This is a genomic window from Mycobacterium paraseoulense (assembly GCF_010731655.1).
Lineage (GTDB): Bacteria > Actinomycetota > Actinomycetes > Mycobacteriales > Mycobacteriaceae > Mycobacterium > Mycobacterium paraseoulense.
Genome location: NZ_AP022619.1, coordinates 4,839,886 through 4,858,489, shown reverse-complemented (window position 1 = coordinate 4,858,489; position 18,604 = coordinate 4,839,886). Strand labels below are relative to the sequence as shown.

Annotated in this window: 16 protein-coding genes; 10 read left to right on the top strand and 6 right to left on the bottom strand. The window is 68.6% G+C overall.

Annotated features, from left to right (window positions below):
* The first annotated feature begins 49 nt into the window (after positions 1-49).
* A complete protein-coding gene (locus G6N51_RS22625) occupies positions 50-541 on the top strand; it encodes a YajQ family cyclic di-GMP-binding protein (RefSeq protein WP_083171671.1) in 492 nt (163 codons plus the stop codon).
* 98 nt (positions 542-639) lie between these two features.
* On the top strand, positions 640-2,121 hold the full coding sequence (locus tag G6N51_RS22620; protein WP_083171672.1) for a flavin-containing monooxygenase: 1,482 nt from the start codon (positions 640-642) through the stop codon (positions 2,119-2,121).
* Positions 2,122-2,125: 4 nt separating this feature from the next.
* Here the strand turns inward: G6N51_RS22620 and G6N51_RS22615 are convergent, their stop codons facing one another.
* On the bottom strand, positions 2,126-3,280 hold the full coding sequence (locus tag G6N51_RS22615; RefSeq protein ID WP_438502042.1) for a PPE family protein, SVP subgroup: 1,155 nt from the start codon (positions 3,278-3,280) through the stop codon (positions 2,126-2,128).
* 14 nt (positions 3,281-3,294) lie between these two features.
* Positions 3,295-3,597: a PE family protein gene (locus tag G6N51_RS22610; protein WP_083171674.1), complete on the bottom strand. Its 303-nt coding sequence runs from the start codon at positions 3,595-3,597 to the stop codon at positions 3,295-3,297.
* 531 nt (positions 3,598-4,128) lie between these two features.
* Here G6N51_RS22610 and G6N51_RS22605 point away from each other — a divergent pair.
* Positions 4,129-5,154 carry an NAD(P)H-dependent glycerol-3-phosphate dehydrogenase gene (locus G6N51_RS22605; protein ID WP_083171675.1) on the top strand — a complete coding sequence of 342 codons (1,026 nt, stop codon included), beginning with the start codon at positions 4,129-4,131 and terminating at the stop codon, positions 5,152-5,154.
* Positions 5,155-5,398: 244 nt separating this feature from the next.
* The gene (locus tag G6N51_RS22600) at positions 5,399-6,946 is read left to right on the top strand and encodes a SulP family inorganic anion transporter (protein ID WP_083171676.1); all 1,548 of its coding nucleotides are present in this window, start codon (positions 5,399-5,401) and stop codon (positions 6,944-6,946) included.
* Between the two features lie 12 nt (positions 6,947-6,958).
* Here G6N51_RS22600 and G6N51_RS22595 read toward each other — a convergent pair whose 3' ends face one another.
* The 3 genes from G6N51_RS22595 to grcC1 form a co-directional block, all read right to left on the bottom strand.
* A complete protein-coding gene (locus G6N51_RS22595; RefSeq protein ID WP_142274935.1) occupies positions 6,959-7,237 on the bottom strand; it encodes a toxin-antitoxin system HicB family antitoxin in 279 nt (92 codons plus the stop codon).
* Positions 7,238-7,465: 228 nt separating this feature from the next.
* A complete protein-coding gene (gene htpX, locus G6N51_RS22590; RefSeq protein WP_083171677.1) occupies positions 7,466-8,326 on the bottom strand; it encodes a zinc metalloprotease HtpX in 861 nt (286 codons plus the stop codon).
* A gap of 82 nt (positions 8,327-8,408) precedes the next feature.
* Positions 8,409-9,425, bottom strand: a complete 1,017-nt coding sequence (gene grcC1 / locus G6N51_RS22585; protein ID WP_083171678.1) for a nonaprenyl/(2E,6E)-farnesyl/geranylgeranyl diphosphat synthase — start codon at positions 9,423-9,425, stop codon at positions 8,409-8,411.
* A gap of 15 nt (positions 9,426-9,440) precedes the next feature.
* On the opposite strand from grcC1, the gene menJ reads away from it, so the two are divergent.
* Positions 9,441-10,676 carry a menaquinone reductase gene (gene menJ, locus G6N51_RS22580; protein WP_142274929.1) on the top strand — a complete coding sequence of 412 codons (1,236 nt, stop codon included), beginning with the start codon at positions 9,441-9,443 and terminating at the stop codon, positions 10,674-10,676.
* 104 nt (positions 10,677-10,780) lie between these two features.
* Positions 10,781-11,134, top strand: coding sequence for a DUF732 domain-containing protein (locus G6N51_RS22575; protein ID WP_083171679.1), 354 nt, complete (start codon positions 10,781-10,783; stop codon positions 11,132-11,134).
* A 7-nt stretch (positions 11,135-11,141) separates the two neighbouring features.
* Here G6N51_RS22575 and G6N51_RS22570 read toward each other — a convergent pair whose 3' ends face one another.
* On the bottom strand, positions 11,142-11,834 hold the full coding sequence (locus G6N51_RS22570; RefSeq protein WP_083171680.1) for a demethylmenaquinone methyltransferase: 693 nt from the start codon (positions 11,832-11,834) through the stop codon (positions 11,142-11,144).
* Between the two features lie 55 nt (positions 11,835-11,889).
* Here G6N51_RS22570 and G6N51_RS22565 point away from each other — a divergent pair, with 55 nt between their 5' ends.
* The 4 genes from G6N51_RS22565 (at position 11,890) to G6N51_RS22550 (ending at position 18,573) form a co-directional block, all read left to right on the top strand.
* Entirely contained in the window at positions 11,890-12,714 is an 825-nt protein-coding gene (locus G6N51_RS22565) for an SDR family oxidoreductase (protein ID WP_083171717.1), read from the top strand.
* Positions 12,715-12,889: 175 nt separating this feature from the next.
* Positions 12,890-13,345, top strand: a complete 456-nt coding sequence (locus G6N51_RS22560) for a hypothetical protein (protein ID WP_083171681.1) — start codon at positions 12,890-12,892, stop codon at positions 13,343-13,345.
* Complete coding sequence (locus G6N51_RS22555) at positions 13,342-15,498, top strand: peptidase domain-containing ABC transporter (RefSeq protein ID WP_083171682.1); 2,157 nt, start codon at positions 13,342-13,344, stop codon at positions 15,496-15,498. The genes G6N51_RS22560 and G6N51_RS22555 overlap by 4 nt, the downstream gene beginning before the upstream one ends.
* A 9-nt stretch (positions 15,499-15,507) precedes the next feature.
* Positions 15,508-18,573 carry a lantibiotic dehydratase gene (locus G6N51_RS22550; protein WP_083171683.1) on the top strand — a complete coding sequence of 1,022 codons (3,066 nt, stop codon included), beginning with the start codon at positions 15,508-15,510 and terminating at the stop codon, positions 18,571-18,573.
* The last annotated feature ends 31 nt before the right edge of the window (positions 18,574-18,604 follow it).

The window sequence follows — 18,604 nt, the reverse complement described above, 5'->3', positions numbered from 1 at the left end:
CGAGGGGGTAGACAAAGCACAAACGGCACCGGATGAAGGGACGGATCGCATGGCGGACTCATCGTTCGACATTGTCAGCAAAGTCGAGCGCCAAGAGGTCGACAACGCACTCAATCAGGCCGCCAAGGAGCTGGCCACCCGCTTCGACTTCCGCGGCACCGACACCACGATCGCGTGGAAGGGCGATGAGGCTATCGAGCTGACATCGTCCACCGAGGAACGCGTCAAGGCCGCCGTCGACGTCTTCAAGGAGAAGCTCATCCGGCGCGACATCTCGATGAAGGCCTTCGACGCGGGCGAACCGCAGGCGTCCGGCAAGACCTACAAGGTCAGCGGCACCCTGAAGCAGGGCATCGACAGTGAGCACGCCAAAAAGATCACCAAGCTGATCCGCGACGAGGGACCCAAGGGCGTCAAGACGCAGATCCAGGGCGACGAGATCCGCGTCAGCAGCAAAAAGCGCGACGACCTGCAGGCCGTCATCTCGATGCTCAAGCAGGCCGACCTGGACGTCGCGCTGCAGTTCGTGAACTACCGATAGCCACGTAACGCCATCGAGCCGTCGCGAGGATTTCTGGCCCGGCCAACCGGTGGGTGCCTAATGTAGTGACCAGTCCCACGATGTGAGCGAGGTTCACGATGGCCCCTAGCGAAGCCGAGTATTCCGACGTGATCATCGTCGGCGCCGGCATCTCCGGCATCGACGCGGCCTACCGGATCAGCGAGCGCAACCCGCAGCTGAGCTACACCATCCTGGAGCGGCGCGCGCAGATCGGCGGCACGTGGGACTTGTTCCGCTACCCCGGTGTGCGCTCGGACAGCAGCATCTTCACGCTGTCCTTTCCGTTCGAGCCGTGGACCCGCAAGGAGGGCGTGGCCGACGGTGTCCACATCCGCGAGTACCTGGTCGCCACGGCGCGCAAGTACGGCATCGATCGGCACATCCGATTCAACAGCTACGTGCGCTCAGCCGACTGGGACTCGTCCACCGACACCTGGACCGTCACGGTCGAGCAGGACGGGGCGCGGAAGCTCTTCCGCGGCCGATTCCTGTTCTTCGGCAGCGGTTACTACAACTACGACGAGGGGTACACCCCCGACTTCCCCGGCATCGAAACGTTCGGCGGCGTCGTCGTGCACCCCCAGCACTGGCCGGAAGACCTCGACTACACCGGCAAGAAAATCGTGGTGATCGGCAGCGGGGCCACCGCGGTGACGCTGCTTCCGTCGCTGTCGGAGCGGGCCGCCAAAGTGACCATGCTGCAACGCTCGCCCACCTATCTCATCTCCGCATCGAAGTACGGCAAGGTCGCCGCCGTCGCGCGGAAAGTGCTGCCCCGCAAGCCGGCTCATCTCGTCGTCCGGATGTACAGCGCGCTCACCGAGGCGGTGTTCTTCGCGCTGTCCCGCAAGGCGCCGGGGTTGGTGCGCTGGCTGCTGCGGCGCAAGGCGATCAGCAGCCTGCCCGACGGCTACGACGTGGACACCCACTTCAAGCCGCGGTACAACCCGTGGGACCAGCGGATGTGCCTGATACCCGACGCCGACCTGTACAACGCCATCACCGCAGGCCGCGCCGACGTGGTCACCGACCACATCGACCATTTCGACGCAGCCGGCATCGCGCTGAAATCCGGCGGGCACCTCGACGCCGACATCATCGTCACCGCCACCGGCCTGCAACTGCAGGCGCTGGGCGGGACCGCGATCAGCCTGGACGGCAGCGAGATCAAGACCAACGACCGCTTCGTCTACAAGGCGCACATGCTCGAAGACGTGCCCAATCTGTTCTGGTGCGTCGGCTACACCAACGCTTCGTGGACCCTGCGCGCCGACATCACCGCCCGGGCCACCGCGAAGTTGCTGGCGCACATGGCCGCTCACGGCTACACGCACGCCTACCCGCACCGCGGCAACGAGCCGATGACCGAGAAACCGTCGTGGGACATCAACGCCGGCTACGTGCTGCGGTCGGTGCATGCGCTGCCCAAGTCGGGAACCAGGCGGCCGTGGAACGTGCGGCAGAACTACCTGGCCGACGCCATCGACTACCGCTTCGACCGCATCGAGGAGGCGATGGTGTTCGGGCGGGCCGCCGACCGGGCGCCACTGGCCGGTTGAACAGCTAGCCGGCCGCCGGTGGTTTGGCCATCACCGACGGCTTGAACCCATACGTCGGAGTCTGACGCCAGCCGGTGTGCCCGGTCATTGGCCCAAAGGGCGCCATCGGGAAAGGGTGCAGCCCGTCGGCCGCGGCCGGGGCCGCGCTCGTCAGGGTTGTGACCCCCGGGTTGGTCACCGCGGTTACCGGGGCCCAGCTCGGCGGCACCGACATTGCGCCGATCGGAAGCGCGCGCCCCAGCCCCGCCGCGGCCGACCCGGCGTTGCCCAGCCCGGCGCCGGCGGCGCCCAGCGCGTTGGTCCCACCCCCGGCGGCCTGAGCCGCCGACGAGGCGGCGGGTAGCAGGCCCTTTCCGAACGTGGTCATGGCCGTGATGCCATTGCTGATCTGCCCGAAGGATTGGGCGGTCTGAACCCCCACCTGTCCCGACGACACATACGGGACAACGTATTTCGAGTACATCGCGGCCATGTCGTCCAACGGTGTGTTCTCCGAAATCCACTCGTCGATCGGTTTGAGGTTGCCGAAGGTGGGGGTCGCGGGTTCGTTCGCCGCGACGTCTTGCGCGCCGGTCTGGGCCGAATTGCCTACGGCTTTCGCCACCGCGGCGGCCTGCCGGGCCGACCCGGCCGGGTCCGTCACCTCCTCGGGCTCCGCGAAATCGGTCAGCTGGGTGGCGGTCGCGGAGGCCGCCACATAGCCATACATGGCCGCGGCGTCCTGAGCCCACATCTCCAAGTACTCCGCCTCGACTGTCGCGATGGCGGCGCTGTTCTGCCCCAAGACATTCGTCGCGATCAGCGACGCCAGCACGGCGCGGTTGGCCGCGATCACCGGCGGGGGCACCGTCAACCCGAACGCCGTCTCGTAGGCGGCCACGGCCGCGCCGGCCCGTTCGAAGGTCAGCTCGGCGCTTTCAGCGCTGCTGCGCAGCCAAGCCACATTGGTGGCGGCGGCAGCGGCCAGCGCCAGCGACGCCGGACCCAACCACGGCCCGCCGGTCAACGCGGAGATCACCGACCGGTACGACGCGGCGCTGGCGTGCAACTGCGCGGCCAGTTCAGCCCAGGCCGTCGCGGCCGCCAGCAACGAACCGACCCCCGGGCCGGTGTACATCCGCCCCGAGTTGATTTCCGGGGGCAACAGCGCGTAGTCCACGTTGGCTGACACGTTCAGAGCGCCGAAGCCGCGGCGTTGGCGGCCTCGGTGCCGGCATAGGAACCCGCACCCGACGCCAAGGCGGCGGCAAGCAGCTCGTGGATGGCAACGGCTCTGGCACTGAGGATCTGGTACCGCTGCGCGTGGACGGCGAAGCGCGCCGCCGTCAGGGCGGACACCTCGTCGGCAGCAGCGGGAACCACCGCGGTGGTGGGTCCGGCCGCCGCGGCATTGCCGGCACTCAACGCGGCGGTGATGGACTGCAGATTGCTGGCCGCCGCCGACAGCTTCTCCGGATCGACATTTACATAGGACACGCGGCTTCCCCTCTGGCGAATTGGACGATTGCCGCGAAACGCTATAAACACGGGTCGAGCGCATCAAGGCGACCGATGGCTCCGCAATCCCCGTGAGCTCGCCATTTTGGCAACGCTCACATTGATTTTTAATTTGTCGGCGGCGGCATTCTTTTCCGCGGGCCCACCGTCCGAACCGCCCCCGCAGTAGGCCCGTTGTCCAGGGCTTTCGACCCGCCTGCGCATCAGTCTTTTCCGCACAATTTTGTGAGTTTGGCATGAACCGGACCGGCCCGCCGCGGCCCGGAATGGCAATGTTATGAAATGTCTATGTATTTCGACCTACACGCGTTTATCGGGCCATGGGCGGCTGGTCGCGCATTCGCTGCCCATCCCCGGATGAATGCACTTTGTGAATTTCGCATGAAACGGGCGCAGGGCCGAGCGGAAGCTTCGCTGTCAGGCGTCCGCCGCGCCAAGGCCGCACTCGACGCGAATCGGTGCCGCGTGAACTGCTACTAAATGTGAGGTGTCGGCAATACGCTGATCGCCATGGCAGCTGCGATGCGCGAACCCAAAGTCGTTGTCCTCGGTGGCGGTTCCTGGGGAACCACGGTGGCGTCGATCTGTGCGCGCCGCGGACCGACGCTGCAATGGGTGCGCTCGGAGGAGACGGCGAAGGACATCAACGAAAATCACCGCAACAGCCGCTACCTCGGCGACGATGCGGTGCTGAGCGACACCTTGCGCGCGACGACCGACTTCGCCGAGGCCGCGAACTCCGCCGACGTCGTGGTGATGGGCGTTCCCTCGCACGGCTTCCGGGGCGTGCTGACCGAGCTGGCCAGGGAACTGCGGCCTTGGGTTCCGGTGGTGTCGCTGGTCAAGGGGCTCGAGCAGGGCACCAACATGCGGATGTCGCAGATCATCGAGGAGGTGCTGCCGGGTCATCCGGCGGGCATCCTGGCGGGGCCGAACATCGCGCGTGAGGTCGGCGAGGGCTACGCCGCGGCCGCGGTGCTGGCCATGCCGGACCAGCATCTGGCGACCCGGCTGTCCGGGCTGTTCCGCACCCGGCGTTTCCGCGTGTACACCACCGACGACGTCATCGGGGTCGAGATGGCCGGGGCGCTGAAGAACGTCTACGCCATCTCCGTCGGAATGGGTTACTCGCTGGGCATCGGGGAGAACACCCGCGCGCTGGTGATCGCCCGTGCGCTGCGCGAGATGACGAAGCTGGGCGTGGCCATGGGCGGCAATCCCGAAACCTTCCCCGGCCTGGCCGGGCTGGGCGACCTCATCGTGACGTGCACCAGCCAGCGCAGCCGCAACCGCCACGTGGGTGAACAGCTGGGAGCCGGCAAGCCGATCGACGAGATCATCGCCTCGATGAACCAGGTCGCCGAGGGCGTCAAAGCCGCCAGCGTGATCATGGAGTTCGCCAACGAGTTCGGGCTGAACATGCCGATCGCCCGCGAAGTCGACTCGGTGATCAACCACGGTTCGACCGTCGAGGAGGCCTATCGGGGCCTGATCGCCGAGGTCCCCGGCCACGAGGTGCACGGCTCGGGGTTCTGACGTGGCCGTATGACGCCGCCGAATTCAAATCTTTGCATTCTCTATGGGCCGAGCCTGTCCGCTTGACCGGCGTTTGCCAGCAAAATACCGTCAGTGACACAGCCAGGGGTTCCCGGCCATGGTTCTGTGAGCAAGGCCGGGTCTTAACCGTTTGTGCGCCAAGAGTTTACGACGACGTAATGGCGCGCATGATGGGCCGGATATCGGAACATCCCCCGCAAACGCCTAACGAGGGACGCGCCCGATGCAAGACATCGAACAGCTCGGCAATCAACCTCACGACCAGGCCACGAACCCACGCAAAGACCGGGTGCGATCGATCATCCGGCACGACCTGCCTTCGTCGCTCGTCGTTTTCCTGGTCGCACTCCCGTTGTCCTTGGGGATCGCGATCGCTTCCAACGCGCCCGTGCTCGCCGGCCTCATCGCCGCGATCGTCGGGGGCATCGTCGTCGGCGCCATCGGCGGGTCACCGCTGCAGGTCAGCGGCCCCGCGGCGGGACTGACGGTGGTCGTCGCCGACCTGATCTCCGACTTCGGCTGGGGCGTAACCTGTTTGATCACCGTCGCCGCCGGCGCCCTGCAGGTGCTGTTGGGCCTCAGCCGTGTCGCGCGGGCGGCTCTGGCGATCTCACCGGTGGTGGTGCACGCCATGCTGGCGGGCATCGGCATCACGATCGCGCTGCAGCAAGCGCACGTGTTGCTCGGCGGAAAGTCCAAGAGCACGGCCTGGCACAACCTCATCGGACTGCCGGGTCAGATCATCGGGGCACATCGGCCGGGGGTCGTCCTCGGCGTGCTGGTGATCGTCATCCTCGTCGCCTGGCGTTGGGTTCCGGCCAAGGTTCGCCGCATTCCGGGCCCACTGGTCGCGATCGTCGGCGTGACGGTGGTGTCCGTCGTCTTTCCCTTCCACGTGCGCCGGATCGACCTGGACGGGTCGCCGCTGGACGCGTTGCAGCTGCCCGACATTCCGCACGGCAACTGGGGTGCGGTTGCCATCGGGGTGATCACCGTCGCGCTCATCGCCAGCGTCGAGAGCCTGCTGTCGGCGGTGTCGGTCGACCGGATGCACAACGGGCCGCGCACCGACTTCAACCGCGAGCTGGTGGGACAGGGCGCCGCCAACATCGTCTCGGGCACCATCGGCGGGCTGCCGGTCACCGGTGTCATCGTGCGCAGCTCGACCAACGTCAACGCGGGCGCCAAATCCCGCGCCTCGGCACTCCTGCACGGCGTGTGGATCCTGCTGTTCACCGTTCCGTTTGCGGAGCTGGTCGAAGAGATTCCCACCGCGGCGCTCGCCGGGCTGCTCATCGTCATCGGCATTCAGTTGCTCAAGCCGGCCCACATCGAGACCGCAATGAAGCACGGCGATCTCGCCGTGTACGTCGTGACCGCCGTCAGCGTCGTCTTCCTGAACCTCTTGCACGGCGTGATGATCGGCCTGGCGCTGGCCATCACGCTGACCGGCTGGCGGGTGATCCGGGCCAAGGTCGAGGCCAAGCCGGCCGGCGACGGGTGGCAGGTGGTCATCGAGGGTGCGGCCTGCACGTTCCTGGCGCTCCCGCGATTGACCCGGGTGCTGGCCTCCATCCCCGCCGGAAGTGTTGTCACCGTGGATGTTTGGGTGCACTACCTGGATCACGCGGCGCATCAGGCGATCAGCGACTGGCAGCGCCAGCACGAGGCCAACGACGGCACGGTCCACATCCGGGGCAGGCTGGAAACGGGTCATTCGCCCCGCAGGGGAACAGAGCCCGTCGAACCCGAACGACCGGCAGCCGCCTAATCGGGCGCCAAGCTAGTCATAGCCGGAGAGGCCGAAGGTTTCGCTGGGCGCCCGCCCGCTGAGTCTCTGGACTATCCACTGGTTCATCGGCACACCCTGCTCCACGGCTTCCAGCGCAAGGCGGGCATGCAATTGCGGCGAGGTTCTGACGAGAAATTTCCCGCTGTAGCGCCGTTCGGAAAGCGGTTCGGGTGCCGATTCGCCGGTTGCCCGCAGGGCTTCCACGTGCTCGAGGACGGCGTCCTCGACGGCGGCCACGGCCTGGGGCGCCGTCGGCGCTTCGCGCCTCATGTAGGGCAATTCGATACACACGCCCACGTATTCGTTGTAGTCGGGCAACCACTGCGCGCCCTAGGTGTAGCGGTCCACGCGGGATTTGATAGCACGGGCGGTATCAAATCCGGGAGTCACTCATCCCCAGGGGGCTCGGCGCTCCAGGGCATGTGAAGCTTCGCGGATTTGATAGCGCGGGCGATATCAAAATCGGCAACGCCCGCATCCTTGCGGAGAGCGCCGACACTAGCCGCGCGCCATGGTCTCCAGCCGGCGGATACGGTCCTCGATCGGCGGGTGCGTCGAGAACAGCGACCCGATCCGCTCGCCCGCACGGAACGGGTTGGCGATCATCAGGTGCGCCTGGCTGGCCAGCTGCGGCTCCGGCGGCAACGGGGCGGCCTGCACACCGCCGGAGATCTTGCGCAGGGCCGAGGCCAGGGCCAGCGGATCACCGGTCAATACCGCGCCCGACTCGTCGGCCTGGTACTCCCGCGACCGGGACACCGCCAGCCGCACCACGGTCGCCGCGATCGGACCCAGCAACGAAACCAGCAGCAGCGCAAAAGGATTCTCGCCGTCCCGGTTACCGCCGAACATGCCGGCCCACATGGCCATGTTGGCCAGCGCTGTGATGACCGACGCCATCGCGCCGGCCACGCAGGAAATCAGGATGTCGCGGTTGTAGACGTGGGAAAGTTCGTGACCCAGCACCGCGCGCAGCTCACGTTCGTTGAGGATCCCCAGAATGCCGGTGGTGCAGCAGACGGCGGCGTTGCGCGGGTTGCGTCCGGTCGCGAAGGCGTTCGGCGCGTTGGTGTCGCTGATGTAGAGCCGGGGCATGGGCTGGTGCGCGGCGGTGGCCAGCTCGCGCACGATCCGGTACATCGCAGGCGCCTGCAGTTCGGACACCGGTTGTGCGTGCATCGCCCGCAACGCGAGCTTGTCGCTGTTGTAGTACGTGTAGATGTTCATCCCGACGGCGAACAGCACCGCCAGGAACATGGCCGTCCTGCCGAACAGCGACCCGACAAACACGATCAACGCGGACATACCGACCAACAGGGCGAAGGTCTTCAACCTGTTGGCATGGGGATGCCAGGTCATCGGTGTCCTCCTCGGAGCACTCAGGAATTGACTACTACAGCCAATTGAACGTCCGAGACGGGCCGTTGGGTTCCGCGACTCGCTAGCCGTGCCGGCTGATGGTGTAGTCCACCAGCGTCTGCAGCGCGCGCCGGCCGGCGACGTCGGGTAAAAGCGCCAGCTCGGCGCGTGCCTGGGCCGCATATTCCGCCAGCGTTTGCTTGGCCTTCGCCATGCCGGGGGACGCCCGCAGCAGCGCCAGCGCCTCGGCCACCGCGTCGTCGTCGTCGATGGGGCCGGCCAGCAGCTCGCGCAGCCGCGCCGCGTTCGCCCCGGATTCGCGCAGGGCGTACAGCATCGGCAGGGTGTGCACGCCCTCGCGCACGTCGGTGCCGGGCAGCTTGCCCGACTCGTGCGAGTCGCTGTCGATGTCGATGATGTCGTCGGAGATCTGGAACGCGGTGCCCACGATGCCGCCGAGCCGGCTCAGCCGCTCGACCTGCTCGGCGTCGGCGCCCGAGAACATGGCGCCGAAACGGCCCGCCGCGGCGATCAGGCAGGCCGTCTTCTCGTACACCACCTTCAGGTAGTGCTCTATCGCGTCCGCCCCTTCGGCCGGTCCCGTCAGGCCGCGCGTCTCGCGCATCTGGCCCGTCACCAGCTGGGCGAACGTCTCGGCTATCAGCCGTACCGCTTCCGGTCCCAGCCGGGAGACCAGCCGCGACGCCGTGGCGAACAGGTAATCCCCGGCCAGGATCGCGACGTTGTTCCCCCAGCGGACGTTCGCGGTCGGCGCGCCGCGGCGCACCTCCGCCTCGTCCATCACGTCGTCGTGGTAGAGCGTGGCCAGGTGGACCAGCTCGATGACCGCGCCGGCGATGGTCACGTCGTGCGCCTCCGGGTTCGGCCCGATCTGGGCGGACAGCACCGTGAACAACGGCCGGAATCGCTTGCCGCCGGCCTTGAATAGGTGCGTCAGCGAGTCGGTCATCACCTCGTCGGCGCTGCGCAGTTCGGTGTCCATGAGCTGCTCGATCCGCCCGACACCGTCGCGCACGGCCGCCGCGAACGCGGCGTCGCCGAAGTCCACGCCCGCCACCACCGTCGCCGGAGTACTCACCCGACCAACATACTGGTGAGCGTGGAGACCAAAGCCGACCTGGTGGTCGTCGGCGCCGGACCGGCCGGCTCGGCGGCCGCCGCGTGGGCGGCACGCGCCGGCAACGACGTGCTGGTCATCGACTCCGCCAGCTTTCCGCGGGACAAGCCATGCGGTGACGGGCTGACGCCGCGCGCGGTCGCCGAGTGCGAGCGCCTCGGGCTGGGCGACTGGCTGGACACCCGCATCAGGCATCGGGGCCTGCGGATGAGCGGATTCGGCGGCGAGGTGGAAGTCGGCTGGCCGGGCCCGTCGTTTCCCTCGACCGGCAGTGCGGTGGCCCGACTCGAGTTGGACGACCGGATCCGCAAGGTCGCCGAGGATTCCGGCGCCCGGATGATGCTGGGCACGAAAGCCGTTGCTGTCCATCATGACTCGTCGAGACGCGTGGTGTCGCTGACGTTGGCCGACGGCACGGAGGTGGGCTGCCGGCAGCTGATCGTGGCCGACGGGGCCCGGTCTTCGCTGGGCCGCGAGCTGGGGCGGCGTTGGCACCAGGAGACGGTGTACGGCGTCGCGGCCCGCGGCTATCTGGCCACCGCGCGCGCCGACGACCCGTGGCTGACGTCGCACCTGGAGCTGCGCGGACCCGACGGCTCCAAGGACAAAGTGCTGCCCGGCTACGGCTGGATCTTCCCGCTCGGCAACGGCGAGGTGAACATCGGCGTCGGCGCGCTGTCGACGTCGAAACGGCCGGCCGACCTGGCGCTGCGACCGCTGATCAACTACTACACCGACCTGCGCCGCGACGAGTGGGGCTTCGACGGGCCGCCGCGGGCCGTGTCGTCGGCGTTGCTGCCGATGGGCGGCGCGGTGTCCGGGGTGGCCGGGCCCAACTGGATGCTGATCGGCGACGCCGCGGCCTGCGTCAACCCGTTGAATGGCGAGGGCATCGACTACGGGATGGAGACGGGGCGGCTGGCCGCCGAGCTGCTGGACTGCCGCGACCTGTCGCGGGTGTGGCCGGCGCTGCTGCAGGAGCACTACGGCCGGGGGTTCTCGATCGCCCGAAGGCTGGCGCTGCTGCTGACGTTCCAGCGGTTCCTGCCCACGACGGGGCCGATCGCGATGCGCTCCCCGAGGCTGATGACGATCGCCGTGCGGGTGATGGCCAACCTCGTCACCGACGATGACGCCGACTGGGTGGCGCGGGCCTGGCGGGGCGCCGGACGGCTGTCCCGGCTGGTCGATCGCCGGGTGCCGTTCAGCTGAGCGAACTGCTCACCGTCATTGACGTGCGCAAACGGTGCTCGGTCCCGACTGCGGGCGTCGAGAATTTTCCGCACGGTTCGGGCGAGCGGTGTATAGTCCGGCTAATGAAGGGAACGAAGCTGGCTACTATTGGCGGCCTGGCCGCCGCCGCCATCGCGCTGGCCGCGCCGGCATTGGCCTCGCCGCCGCCGCCCAACGACCAGGACGCCCCGTTCAAGAACACGGTCAACGGCTTCGGCATCTACCAGCCGCAGGACCAGCTCGCGTGGCTGGGCAAGATCACCTGCGAGCGGATCGCCAGGGGTGTGGACGGCGACCCGTACAAGTCCGCCAATTTCATCCAGCACAACCTGCCGCGGGGCACCACCCAGGGGCAGGCGTTCCAGTTCCTCGGTGCCGCGGTGGACCACTACTGCCCCGACCAGGTCGGCTTCGTGCAGCGCGCCGGTACCCACTAGGGCGTTCTCACCGCAGCGGCTTGTGGCCCGCGTGTAGGGCGACGATGCCGCCGGTCAGGTTGCGCCACCGCACCGCCGCCCATCCGGCCCGCGCGATTTCGCGTGCCAGGTTTGCCTGGTCGGGCCAGGCCCTGATCGACTCCGCGAGGTACACATAGGCGTCCGGGTTGCTGGACACCGCGCGCGCCACCCGCGGCAGCGCCCGCATCAAGTACTCCTTGTAGGCGGTGGCGAACAGCGCATTGGTCGGCGTGGAGAATTCGCACACCACCAATCGGCCGCCCGGGCGGGTGACCCGAGCCATCTCACGCAGTGCCGCCTGCGGAACGACGACGTTGCGCAACCCGAAACTGATTGTGACGGCGTCGAATACATCGTCACCAAACGGCAGGCGAGTGGCGTCGGCGGCGACCTTCGGCACGTCGCGAGCCGCCCCCGCCGCGAGCATCCCCACCGAGAAATCGGCCGCCACACACCATGCCCCCGACTTCTGCAGCTCGACGGTGGATACCGCCGTGCCCGCGGCGAGGTCCAGCACCCGCTGGCCCGGCCCGATGTCCAGCGCCGACCGGGTGGCTTTCCGCCAGTACCGGTCCTGACCCAGCGACAGCACGGTGTTGGTCACGTCGTAGCGGCGGGCCACGCCGTCGAACATCGACGCGACGTCCCGGGGGTCCTTGTCCAAGGCCGCGCGACTCATGACGGAGACGCTACCTCTCGGGAATTAGGCGGCGACATCGGCGTTGCAACACTTCGTGACTGAAAAAGTTTGGTTTATCACCGGGACATCGCGCGGTTTCGGACGGGCATGGGCGATCGCGGCGCTCGAGCGCGGCGACAGGGTTGCGGCGACAGCGCGCAACACGGCGTCACTCGACGACCTGGCCGAGAAATACGGCGACGCGCTGCTGCCGATCCGGTTGGACGTCACGGATCGAAGCGCCGACTTCGCCGCGGTCAAGCACGCGTACGACCACTTCGGGCGGCTGGACATCGTCGTCAACAACGCCGGCTACGGGCAGTTCGGCTTCGTCGAGGAGCTCTCCGAACGGGACGCGCGCGACCAGATCGAGACGAACGTCTTTGGGGCGCTGTGGGTCACCCAGGCCGCGCTGCCATATCTGCGGGCGCAGGGCAGCGGGCACATCATCCAGGTGTCCTCGATCGGGGGCATCACCGCGTTCCCCTTGGTCGGCATGTACCACGCGTCCAAGTGGGCGCTCGAGGGCTTCTCACAGGCGCTGGCGCAGGAGGTCGCCCCGTTCGGGGTGCACGTCACGCTGATCGAGCCGGGCGGCTTCGACACCGACTGGGCCGGAGATTCCGCCAGGCACGCCGATCCGCTGCCGGCCTACGACGACGTTCGCGCCGCCGTGCAGGCCGAGCGCAGCAAGCGCTGGGCCAGCCCGGGCAACCCGGAGGCATCCGCCGCCGCGCTGCTGAAGGTGGTCGACGCCGAAAAGCCGCCGCTGCGAGTGTTTTTCGGGGCCTCGCCGCTGGAAACCGCCAAGGCCGACTATGAGAGCCGGCTACGCACCTGGGCGGAATGGCAGCCCGTCGCCGAGCTCGCGCAGGGCTGACCGGAGGACGGTCATAATCCTCGGCAAAACCCGTGGACTCTAGATCGGGTCCGGGCGATTGCCACAGGCCGGCGCCGGCAGCATCCCCAAAAGGTGTCACCGTTTCGCACCGCTGAAGCTCCTACCCGCGAGAGTCGGCCCCGTCTGCGACCGACCGCCACCCAAGGAGCGACGAATGGAAGCCGACCGAAATAGCGACGACGGCGAGACCCGGCATGAGCCGGTGTTTCGTGAGCGGTGGCGCGACCGCCAATCCACGGCGAGCCGCCCCGGTGAACTGATCAAGCAGCAGGAGCGGACCGAGGCGGGACTCGTCATGCTCGGTGTGCTGTTGGCAGCCGGCGCTCTGATCGCCGGCACGGTCAGCATTGCGCGGACCGAGGCGCTGCCGGCCGTCACGCAAGGCATGACTGTCACGGCGAGCCGTGGCGGCGGCATACCGCCTGCCCGGGGTGCTGCCGTCCAATTTCGGGATGCTTCCGGCACAACGCACGGCGCCGTCGTCATCGACGTGACCGCGACCGAGGTGAAGGCCGAGTTGGACCGGCCCGTTTCGGCGCCGTCCGGTGAACTTGTTGTTCCGCAAGGACGGCAGCGGCTGATCAGCGCGTTAATGCCGAGGCTGCGGTGAAGGGGCGGGGACGCGCGATCCCCTACATTGCGCAGGCAGAAATGGCCGACTGCGGCGCCGCCGCGCTCGCCATGGCGCTCGGCTATCACGGCCGCCACGTTTCGCTCGCCGAGGCGCACGAGGCCACCGGGACCGGGCGCGACGGTATCGACGCCTTGCGGCTCGCGGAGGCCGCGACCTCGTTCGGGTTGCGTGCCCGCGGCGTGGCTACCGAACTCGACGATCTGCGGGCTCTGCCCCGGGGCACCGTACTACATTGGGGTGCTTCGCATTTCATCGTCCTCGACTCGACTTCACGGCGCGGGGTGACCATTGTCGATCCGGCCGCCGGTCGCTACCGGCTCAGCTGGGACGCGGTCAACGATCTCTACAGCGGCGTCGCGGTCATGCTGGAGCCCGGCGACGGTTTCGCGGCGGGCGGGCGGAGAGCCCCCGGCGCGCTCCATCACGCGCGGCGCCTGCTGGCCCGATCGACCGGGATCGGCCGGGTGCTGGCCACCTCGGTGGTGGTGCGGGTGATGGCGCTGGCGGTGCCGGTGCTGACCGGCGTGGTCGTCGATCGGGTCGTGCCCAACGACGACGGGCGCCTGCTGAAAGTGCTGGCCGCGGTGATGGCCGCTTTGGTCATCTACTCGGTGCTCGCGACGTATCTGCGCGCCCATTTGCTGTTGCGGCTGCGCAGTCGCCTGGACGTCGACATGACGCTCGACTTCCTCGAGCACCTCGTGGACCTGCCGTACGCGTTCTTCCTCAAGCGCTCGTCGGGAGACCTGATGATGCGATTGCGCAGCAACGCCACGGTTCGCGAGATCCTGACCACGGGCACCATCTCCGCGCTGCTCGACGGCGCGCTGGCCACCCTCTACCTGGTTGTCATCGTCGCCCTGTCGCCGGCTCTGGGCCTTCTCGTCTGCGTGCTCGGCGCCGCCCAGGTCGCCGTCCTGCTGGCGGCGCGCCGCCGCAACCAACACCTGATGGGCGAATCACTGGCCACCGAAGCCCGCTCACAGTCCTACGCCTACGAGATGTTCTCCGCCGTCGAAACGCTCAAGGCGGCCGGCGCGGAGCGGCGCGCGGTGGCGCACTGGACCAACCTGTTCGTCGCCGAACTGAACGTCTCGCTACGCCGCGGGCGCCTCGAGGCCTTGGTCTCGACCGCGATCCACGGGCTGGCGCTGTTGTCCCCCATCGCGGTGCTGCTGGCCGGCGCCGAGCTGACGTCCAGCGGAAAGCTCTCGTTGGGCACCATGCTTGCCCTGGCTGCCCTGGCGACGGGATTTCTTGAACCACTTGGCATTCTGGTCGCGACTGCGCTGCAAGTGCAGCTGCTCGGCAGCTACCTGGCCCGCCTTGACGACGTGTTCAACACCCCCACGGAGACCGCGGGGCGCGAGCTACGACACGCGCCCGAACTCATCGGATCGGTACGCGCCGAGCGGCTCACCTTCCGCTACACCCCCCATGGCCCACCGGTCGTCGACGGCGCCAGCCTCGAGGTGCGGCCCGGACAGGTCCTGGCCATCGTGGGTCGTTCCGGGTCGGGCAAATCCACGCTGGGCCGGCTCCTACTGGGCCTCTACTCACCCTCGGAGGGACGCGTCCTGCTCGACGGCAATGACCTCGCCACCCTGCACCCGCGCAGCGTGCGCTCGCAAATCGGCGTGGTGACCCAGGACCCCTACATCTTCGGGCTGCCGATTCGCGACAACCTGGTACTGGGTAACCCCAGCCTGCCGCTGGAGCGGCTCGAGTCGGCGGCGGAACTGGCCGGCGTCGCCGAGGACATCCGCGCGATGCCAATGGGTTTCGACACCCCGCTCGTCGACGCGGGCGCCTCGCTGTCGGGTGGTCAACGTCAACGGCTTGCCCTGGCACGCGCGCTCGCCCCCCGGCCACGGATCCTGTTGCTCGACGAGGCGACCAGCAGTCTCGACACCGTCACCGAGGCCAGGGTCCACGGCAATATCGCGCGGCTCGGCTGCACCGTCATCGTGATCGCGCATCGACTGGCGACCGTGATCGACGCCGACCACATCGTGGTGATGGACGCGGGCCGGGTCGTCGAGGCGGGCTGTCACCAGGAACTCATGGCCATGGGCGGCCATTACGCACGACTCGTGGCCGGACAACTCGTCGGCGAAACAGCAAGGTAGGCAACCGCAATGAACGCTCCATCGACGTCCACACTGACTCCGAGCGGCTTCTTCGTGATGCGCGCGCCGTTGCTGCCACTGCAGGAATTGGATTGCCTGCGCGCCGATTCCGACCACTGGCGGACCCTCGTTGCGCGGCCGGAGGTTCGCGAGGCCCTGCACCTCGCCTCACCCGGGTTGATGCGATGCTTGGCCGCGGGCGATCCCGACGACCGGGTGATTGCCTCGGTGACCGCGTACCTGACGCGCATGTGCACCCGCGCAACCCCTTTCGGACTTTTCGCGGGCTGCGCGCTGGGCGAGGTGAGCCCAGATCCGGGAGCCACCGCGCTGGTGGTCGACGGCCCGCAGCGGGTCAGTCGGCACAGCCGGCCCGACACCGAGGTGCTGGCGGCGCTGGTGCAGCGGCTGCTCGCGGATCCGGCGACACGGCCGGCGATGATGGTGGAACCCAACTCCAGCCGCTACCACGCCGCCGGGGCCGTGCGCCTCATCGAAAGCCGGCTTCGCGAGGGCCGTCGCTCGCATCATCTGGTCGTTATCGAGGACGACGCGCCGTTGCGGTGTGCGCTGGACGCGGCCGCCGGCGGCTGTTCGGTGGACACGGTCGTCGAGGCCGTTGCCGAAGGGATGGTAGTCGAGCGCGGCGAGGCCCGCGAGTACGTCGATGCCCTGATCGAGGCCAAGGTCCTGACGCCGGTGGCAGAGCCCGCGGTAACGGGCCCAGAACCGCTGGCGCAGCTGATGTCATCGCTGAGCGGACCGGCCTTCGCCGCGACGTCGGAGGCGTTGCGGCGGGTATCCGACGAGCTCGCCCGGCTGGACGCCGCCGGGCTGGGAAATCCGCCGGAGGCCTACGGTGCCGCGGCCGCAACCCTGCTCGAGCTGGCCGGCGAAGGCGACGAAGCCCGGCTGATCCAGGTCGACCTGCACCGGGCCGGGTCCGGTCTGAGGCTTGGATCCGACGCGGTGCGACTGCTCACCGAGGGCGTGCACCTGCTGCATCGGTTGTCCACCGGCGGCGAGGATCCGGCGCTGATTCGGTTCAAGCAGCAGTTCGCGGCGCGCTACGAGGACCGCGAGGTCCCGCTGATGGAGGCGCTCGACGAGGAGATGGGCGTCGGATTCGACCCGTCGACGCACCCGGCCGCCGACGAGTCGCCACTGCTGACCGGCCTCGACCTGGGCGGTGTGGCACCGCAGTATGCGTTCACCGCGCGCGACGCCGTCCTGCTCGACATGATGATCCGCACCCGCGAAAGCGGCGCTGCCAGCCTCGAACTCGACGCCCCTACCGTCGCGCGCCTGGAATCGCCGTCGCCGCCGCCGTTGCCCGACGGCCTGGCGGTCAACGCCAGCCTCCTCGAGGACGGTATCGAGATCGACTGCGTTTACGGGCCTTCGGGAGCTCAGCTACTCGGCCGGTTCTGTCACGGCGATGCGCGCATGTCCGACGCGGTACGAGCCCACCTGCGCGCCGAGGAGGCCCAGTCGCCCGGTGTCGTGTTCGCCGAGATCGTCCACCTGCCGGAAGGCCGTGTCGGGAATGTGTTGGCCCGGCCGGTGTTGCGCGACTACGAGCTGGTCCTGTTGGGTCGTTCGGGGGCACCCGCGGATCGTCAGCTCAGTGTCGACGAGCTGACCGTGCGTCTCGACGGTGACCGCGTCGTCCTCTACAGCCCGCGGCTGGGCGCCGAAGTCAGGCCGCGGCTGACCACCGCCCACAACCCGGCGTGGCGCGGCTTCGGGGTTTACCGGTTTCTCGCGGCACTGCAAAGCGACGGGGTGGCCGGCGGGCTTACGTGGGATTGGGGCGCCCTGGCAGGGGCGCCGGCGTTGCCCCGAGTCACCTCCGGGCGCCTGGTCCTGGCACGGGCGCGGTGGCGGCTGTCGGCGGACGAGATCGCCCGGGTCACCGGGTCCGACGCCGTGGCCGCATGGGCGGCGCTCGCCCGTGAGCGGGGGCTACCCGGCGAGCTGCTCATCGCCGACGGCGACAACCGCCTGTACGTCGACACGGCCAGCCCCGCCCTGACCGCCGCGGCCGCCAAGGTGCTGCGCGGGCGGACCGAGGCGATCCTCGAGGAGGTCCTGCCCACCGGGGTCGCCGGCGGCCCGCAAGGCCGGTTCGCCCACGAACTCATCGTGCCGTTCCTCCGCCGCGGCGAACCGGCACCCGCCCCCCGGTCGTGGACCGCGCCCACGGTGCGCCGGACGTTCGCACCCGGCAGCCCGTGGCTCTACCTCAAGGCGTACACGGGTACGGCGTCGGCCGATCACATCCTCACCGACACCGTCGGGCCCGTCATCGAACAGCTGCGCGAAAGCGGCGTTGTCGACCACTGGTTCTTCCTGCGCTATGCCGACCCCGAACATCATCTGCGGCTCCGGTTGCACGGGGACCCCGCCGCGCTGCGCGACCACGCCCTCCCGGCACTGACCGACGCCCTGGCGCCACGGCTCGCCGACGGGACGATATGGAAGTTCGCGACCGACACGTACCACCGCGAGATCGAACGCTACGGCGGCGACGCCGGCGTCGAGCTGGCCGAGCGGATCCATGCGGTCGACAGCGAGGCCGTGCTGCGAGTCCTGGGCATGCTCGGCGGCGAGGAGGCGGCCGACGCGCGCTGGCGGTTGTGCCTGTATGCCACCGACCGCCTCCTGGCCGATGCGGGCCTGGACATCCACGAGCGCCGCGACTGGGCCAAGAGCGGGGCCGCCGGATACCGGCCGGAATACCCCAACGCCGCCAACCTGGATCCCGGGATCGGGCAGCGCTGGCGCCGCGAGCGCGCCGACATCACCGCGCTGCTCGATGACGGCGAGGGGCACCCGTACGAAGCCGCGCGCCTGGTGTTCAGGCGGCGATCCGACCGGATGGCGCCCTTGCTCGCGGAGCTGGCGGACCTTTCCAGGCGGGGTGAGCTGACCCGGTCCTATCCGGAGCTGCTGCACAGCTTCAGCCACCTGAACGCCGTGCGGCTGCTGCGCTCGGCCGCCCGCACTCACGAACTCGTCCTGCTGAACTTTCTGGATCGCCACTACGCGAGCCGATTGGCGCGGGCGAAATAGCGTCACGCTTTGCCAGGTTTGTCGCTCCTAC

Bases quoted from the DNA above. Each gene is read 5' to 3' on its own strand.
- G6N51_RS22605 (WP_083171675.1), top strand. From the start codon at position 4,129: ATGGCAGCTGCGATGCGCGAACCCAAAGTCGTTGTCCTCGGTGGCGGT.
- G6N51_RS22600 (WP_083171676.1), top strand. From the start codon at position 5,399: ATGCAAGACATCGAACAGCTCGGCAATCAACCTCACGACCAGGCCACG.
- G6N51_RS22575 (WP_083171679.1), top strand. From the start codon at position 10,781: ATGAAGGGAACGAAGCTGGCTACTATTGGCGGCCTGGCCGCCGCCGCC.
- G6N51_RS22595 (WP_142274935.1), bottom strand. From the start codon at position 7,237: ATGAGGCGCGAAGCGCCGACGGCGCCCCAGGCCGTGGCCGCCGTCGAG.
- G6N51_RS22620 (WP_083171672.1), top strand. From the start codon at position 640: ATGGCCCCTAGCGAAGCCGAGTATTCCGACGTGATCATCGTCGGCGCC.
- G6N51_RS22570 (WP_083171680.1), bottom strand. From the start codon at position 11,834: ATGAGTCGCGCGGCCTTGGACAAGGACCCCCGGGACGTCGCGTCGATG.
- htpX (WP_083171677.1), bottom strand. From the start codon at position 8,326: ATGACCTGGCATCCCCATGCCAACAGGTTGAAGACCTTCGCCCTGTTG.
- G6N51_RS22560 (WP_083171681.1), top strand. From the start codon at position 12,890: ATGGAAGCCGACCGAAATAGCGACGACGGCGAGACCCGGCATGAGCCG.
- G6N51_RS22550 (WP_083171683.1), top strand. From the start codon at position 15,508: ATGAACGCTCCATCGACGTCCACACTGACTCCGAGCGGCTTCTTCGTG.
- G6N51_RS22625 (WP_083171671.1), top strand. From the start codon at position 50: ATGGCGGACTCATCGTTCGACATTGTCAGCAAAGTCGAGCGCCAAGAG.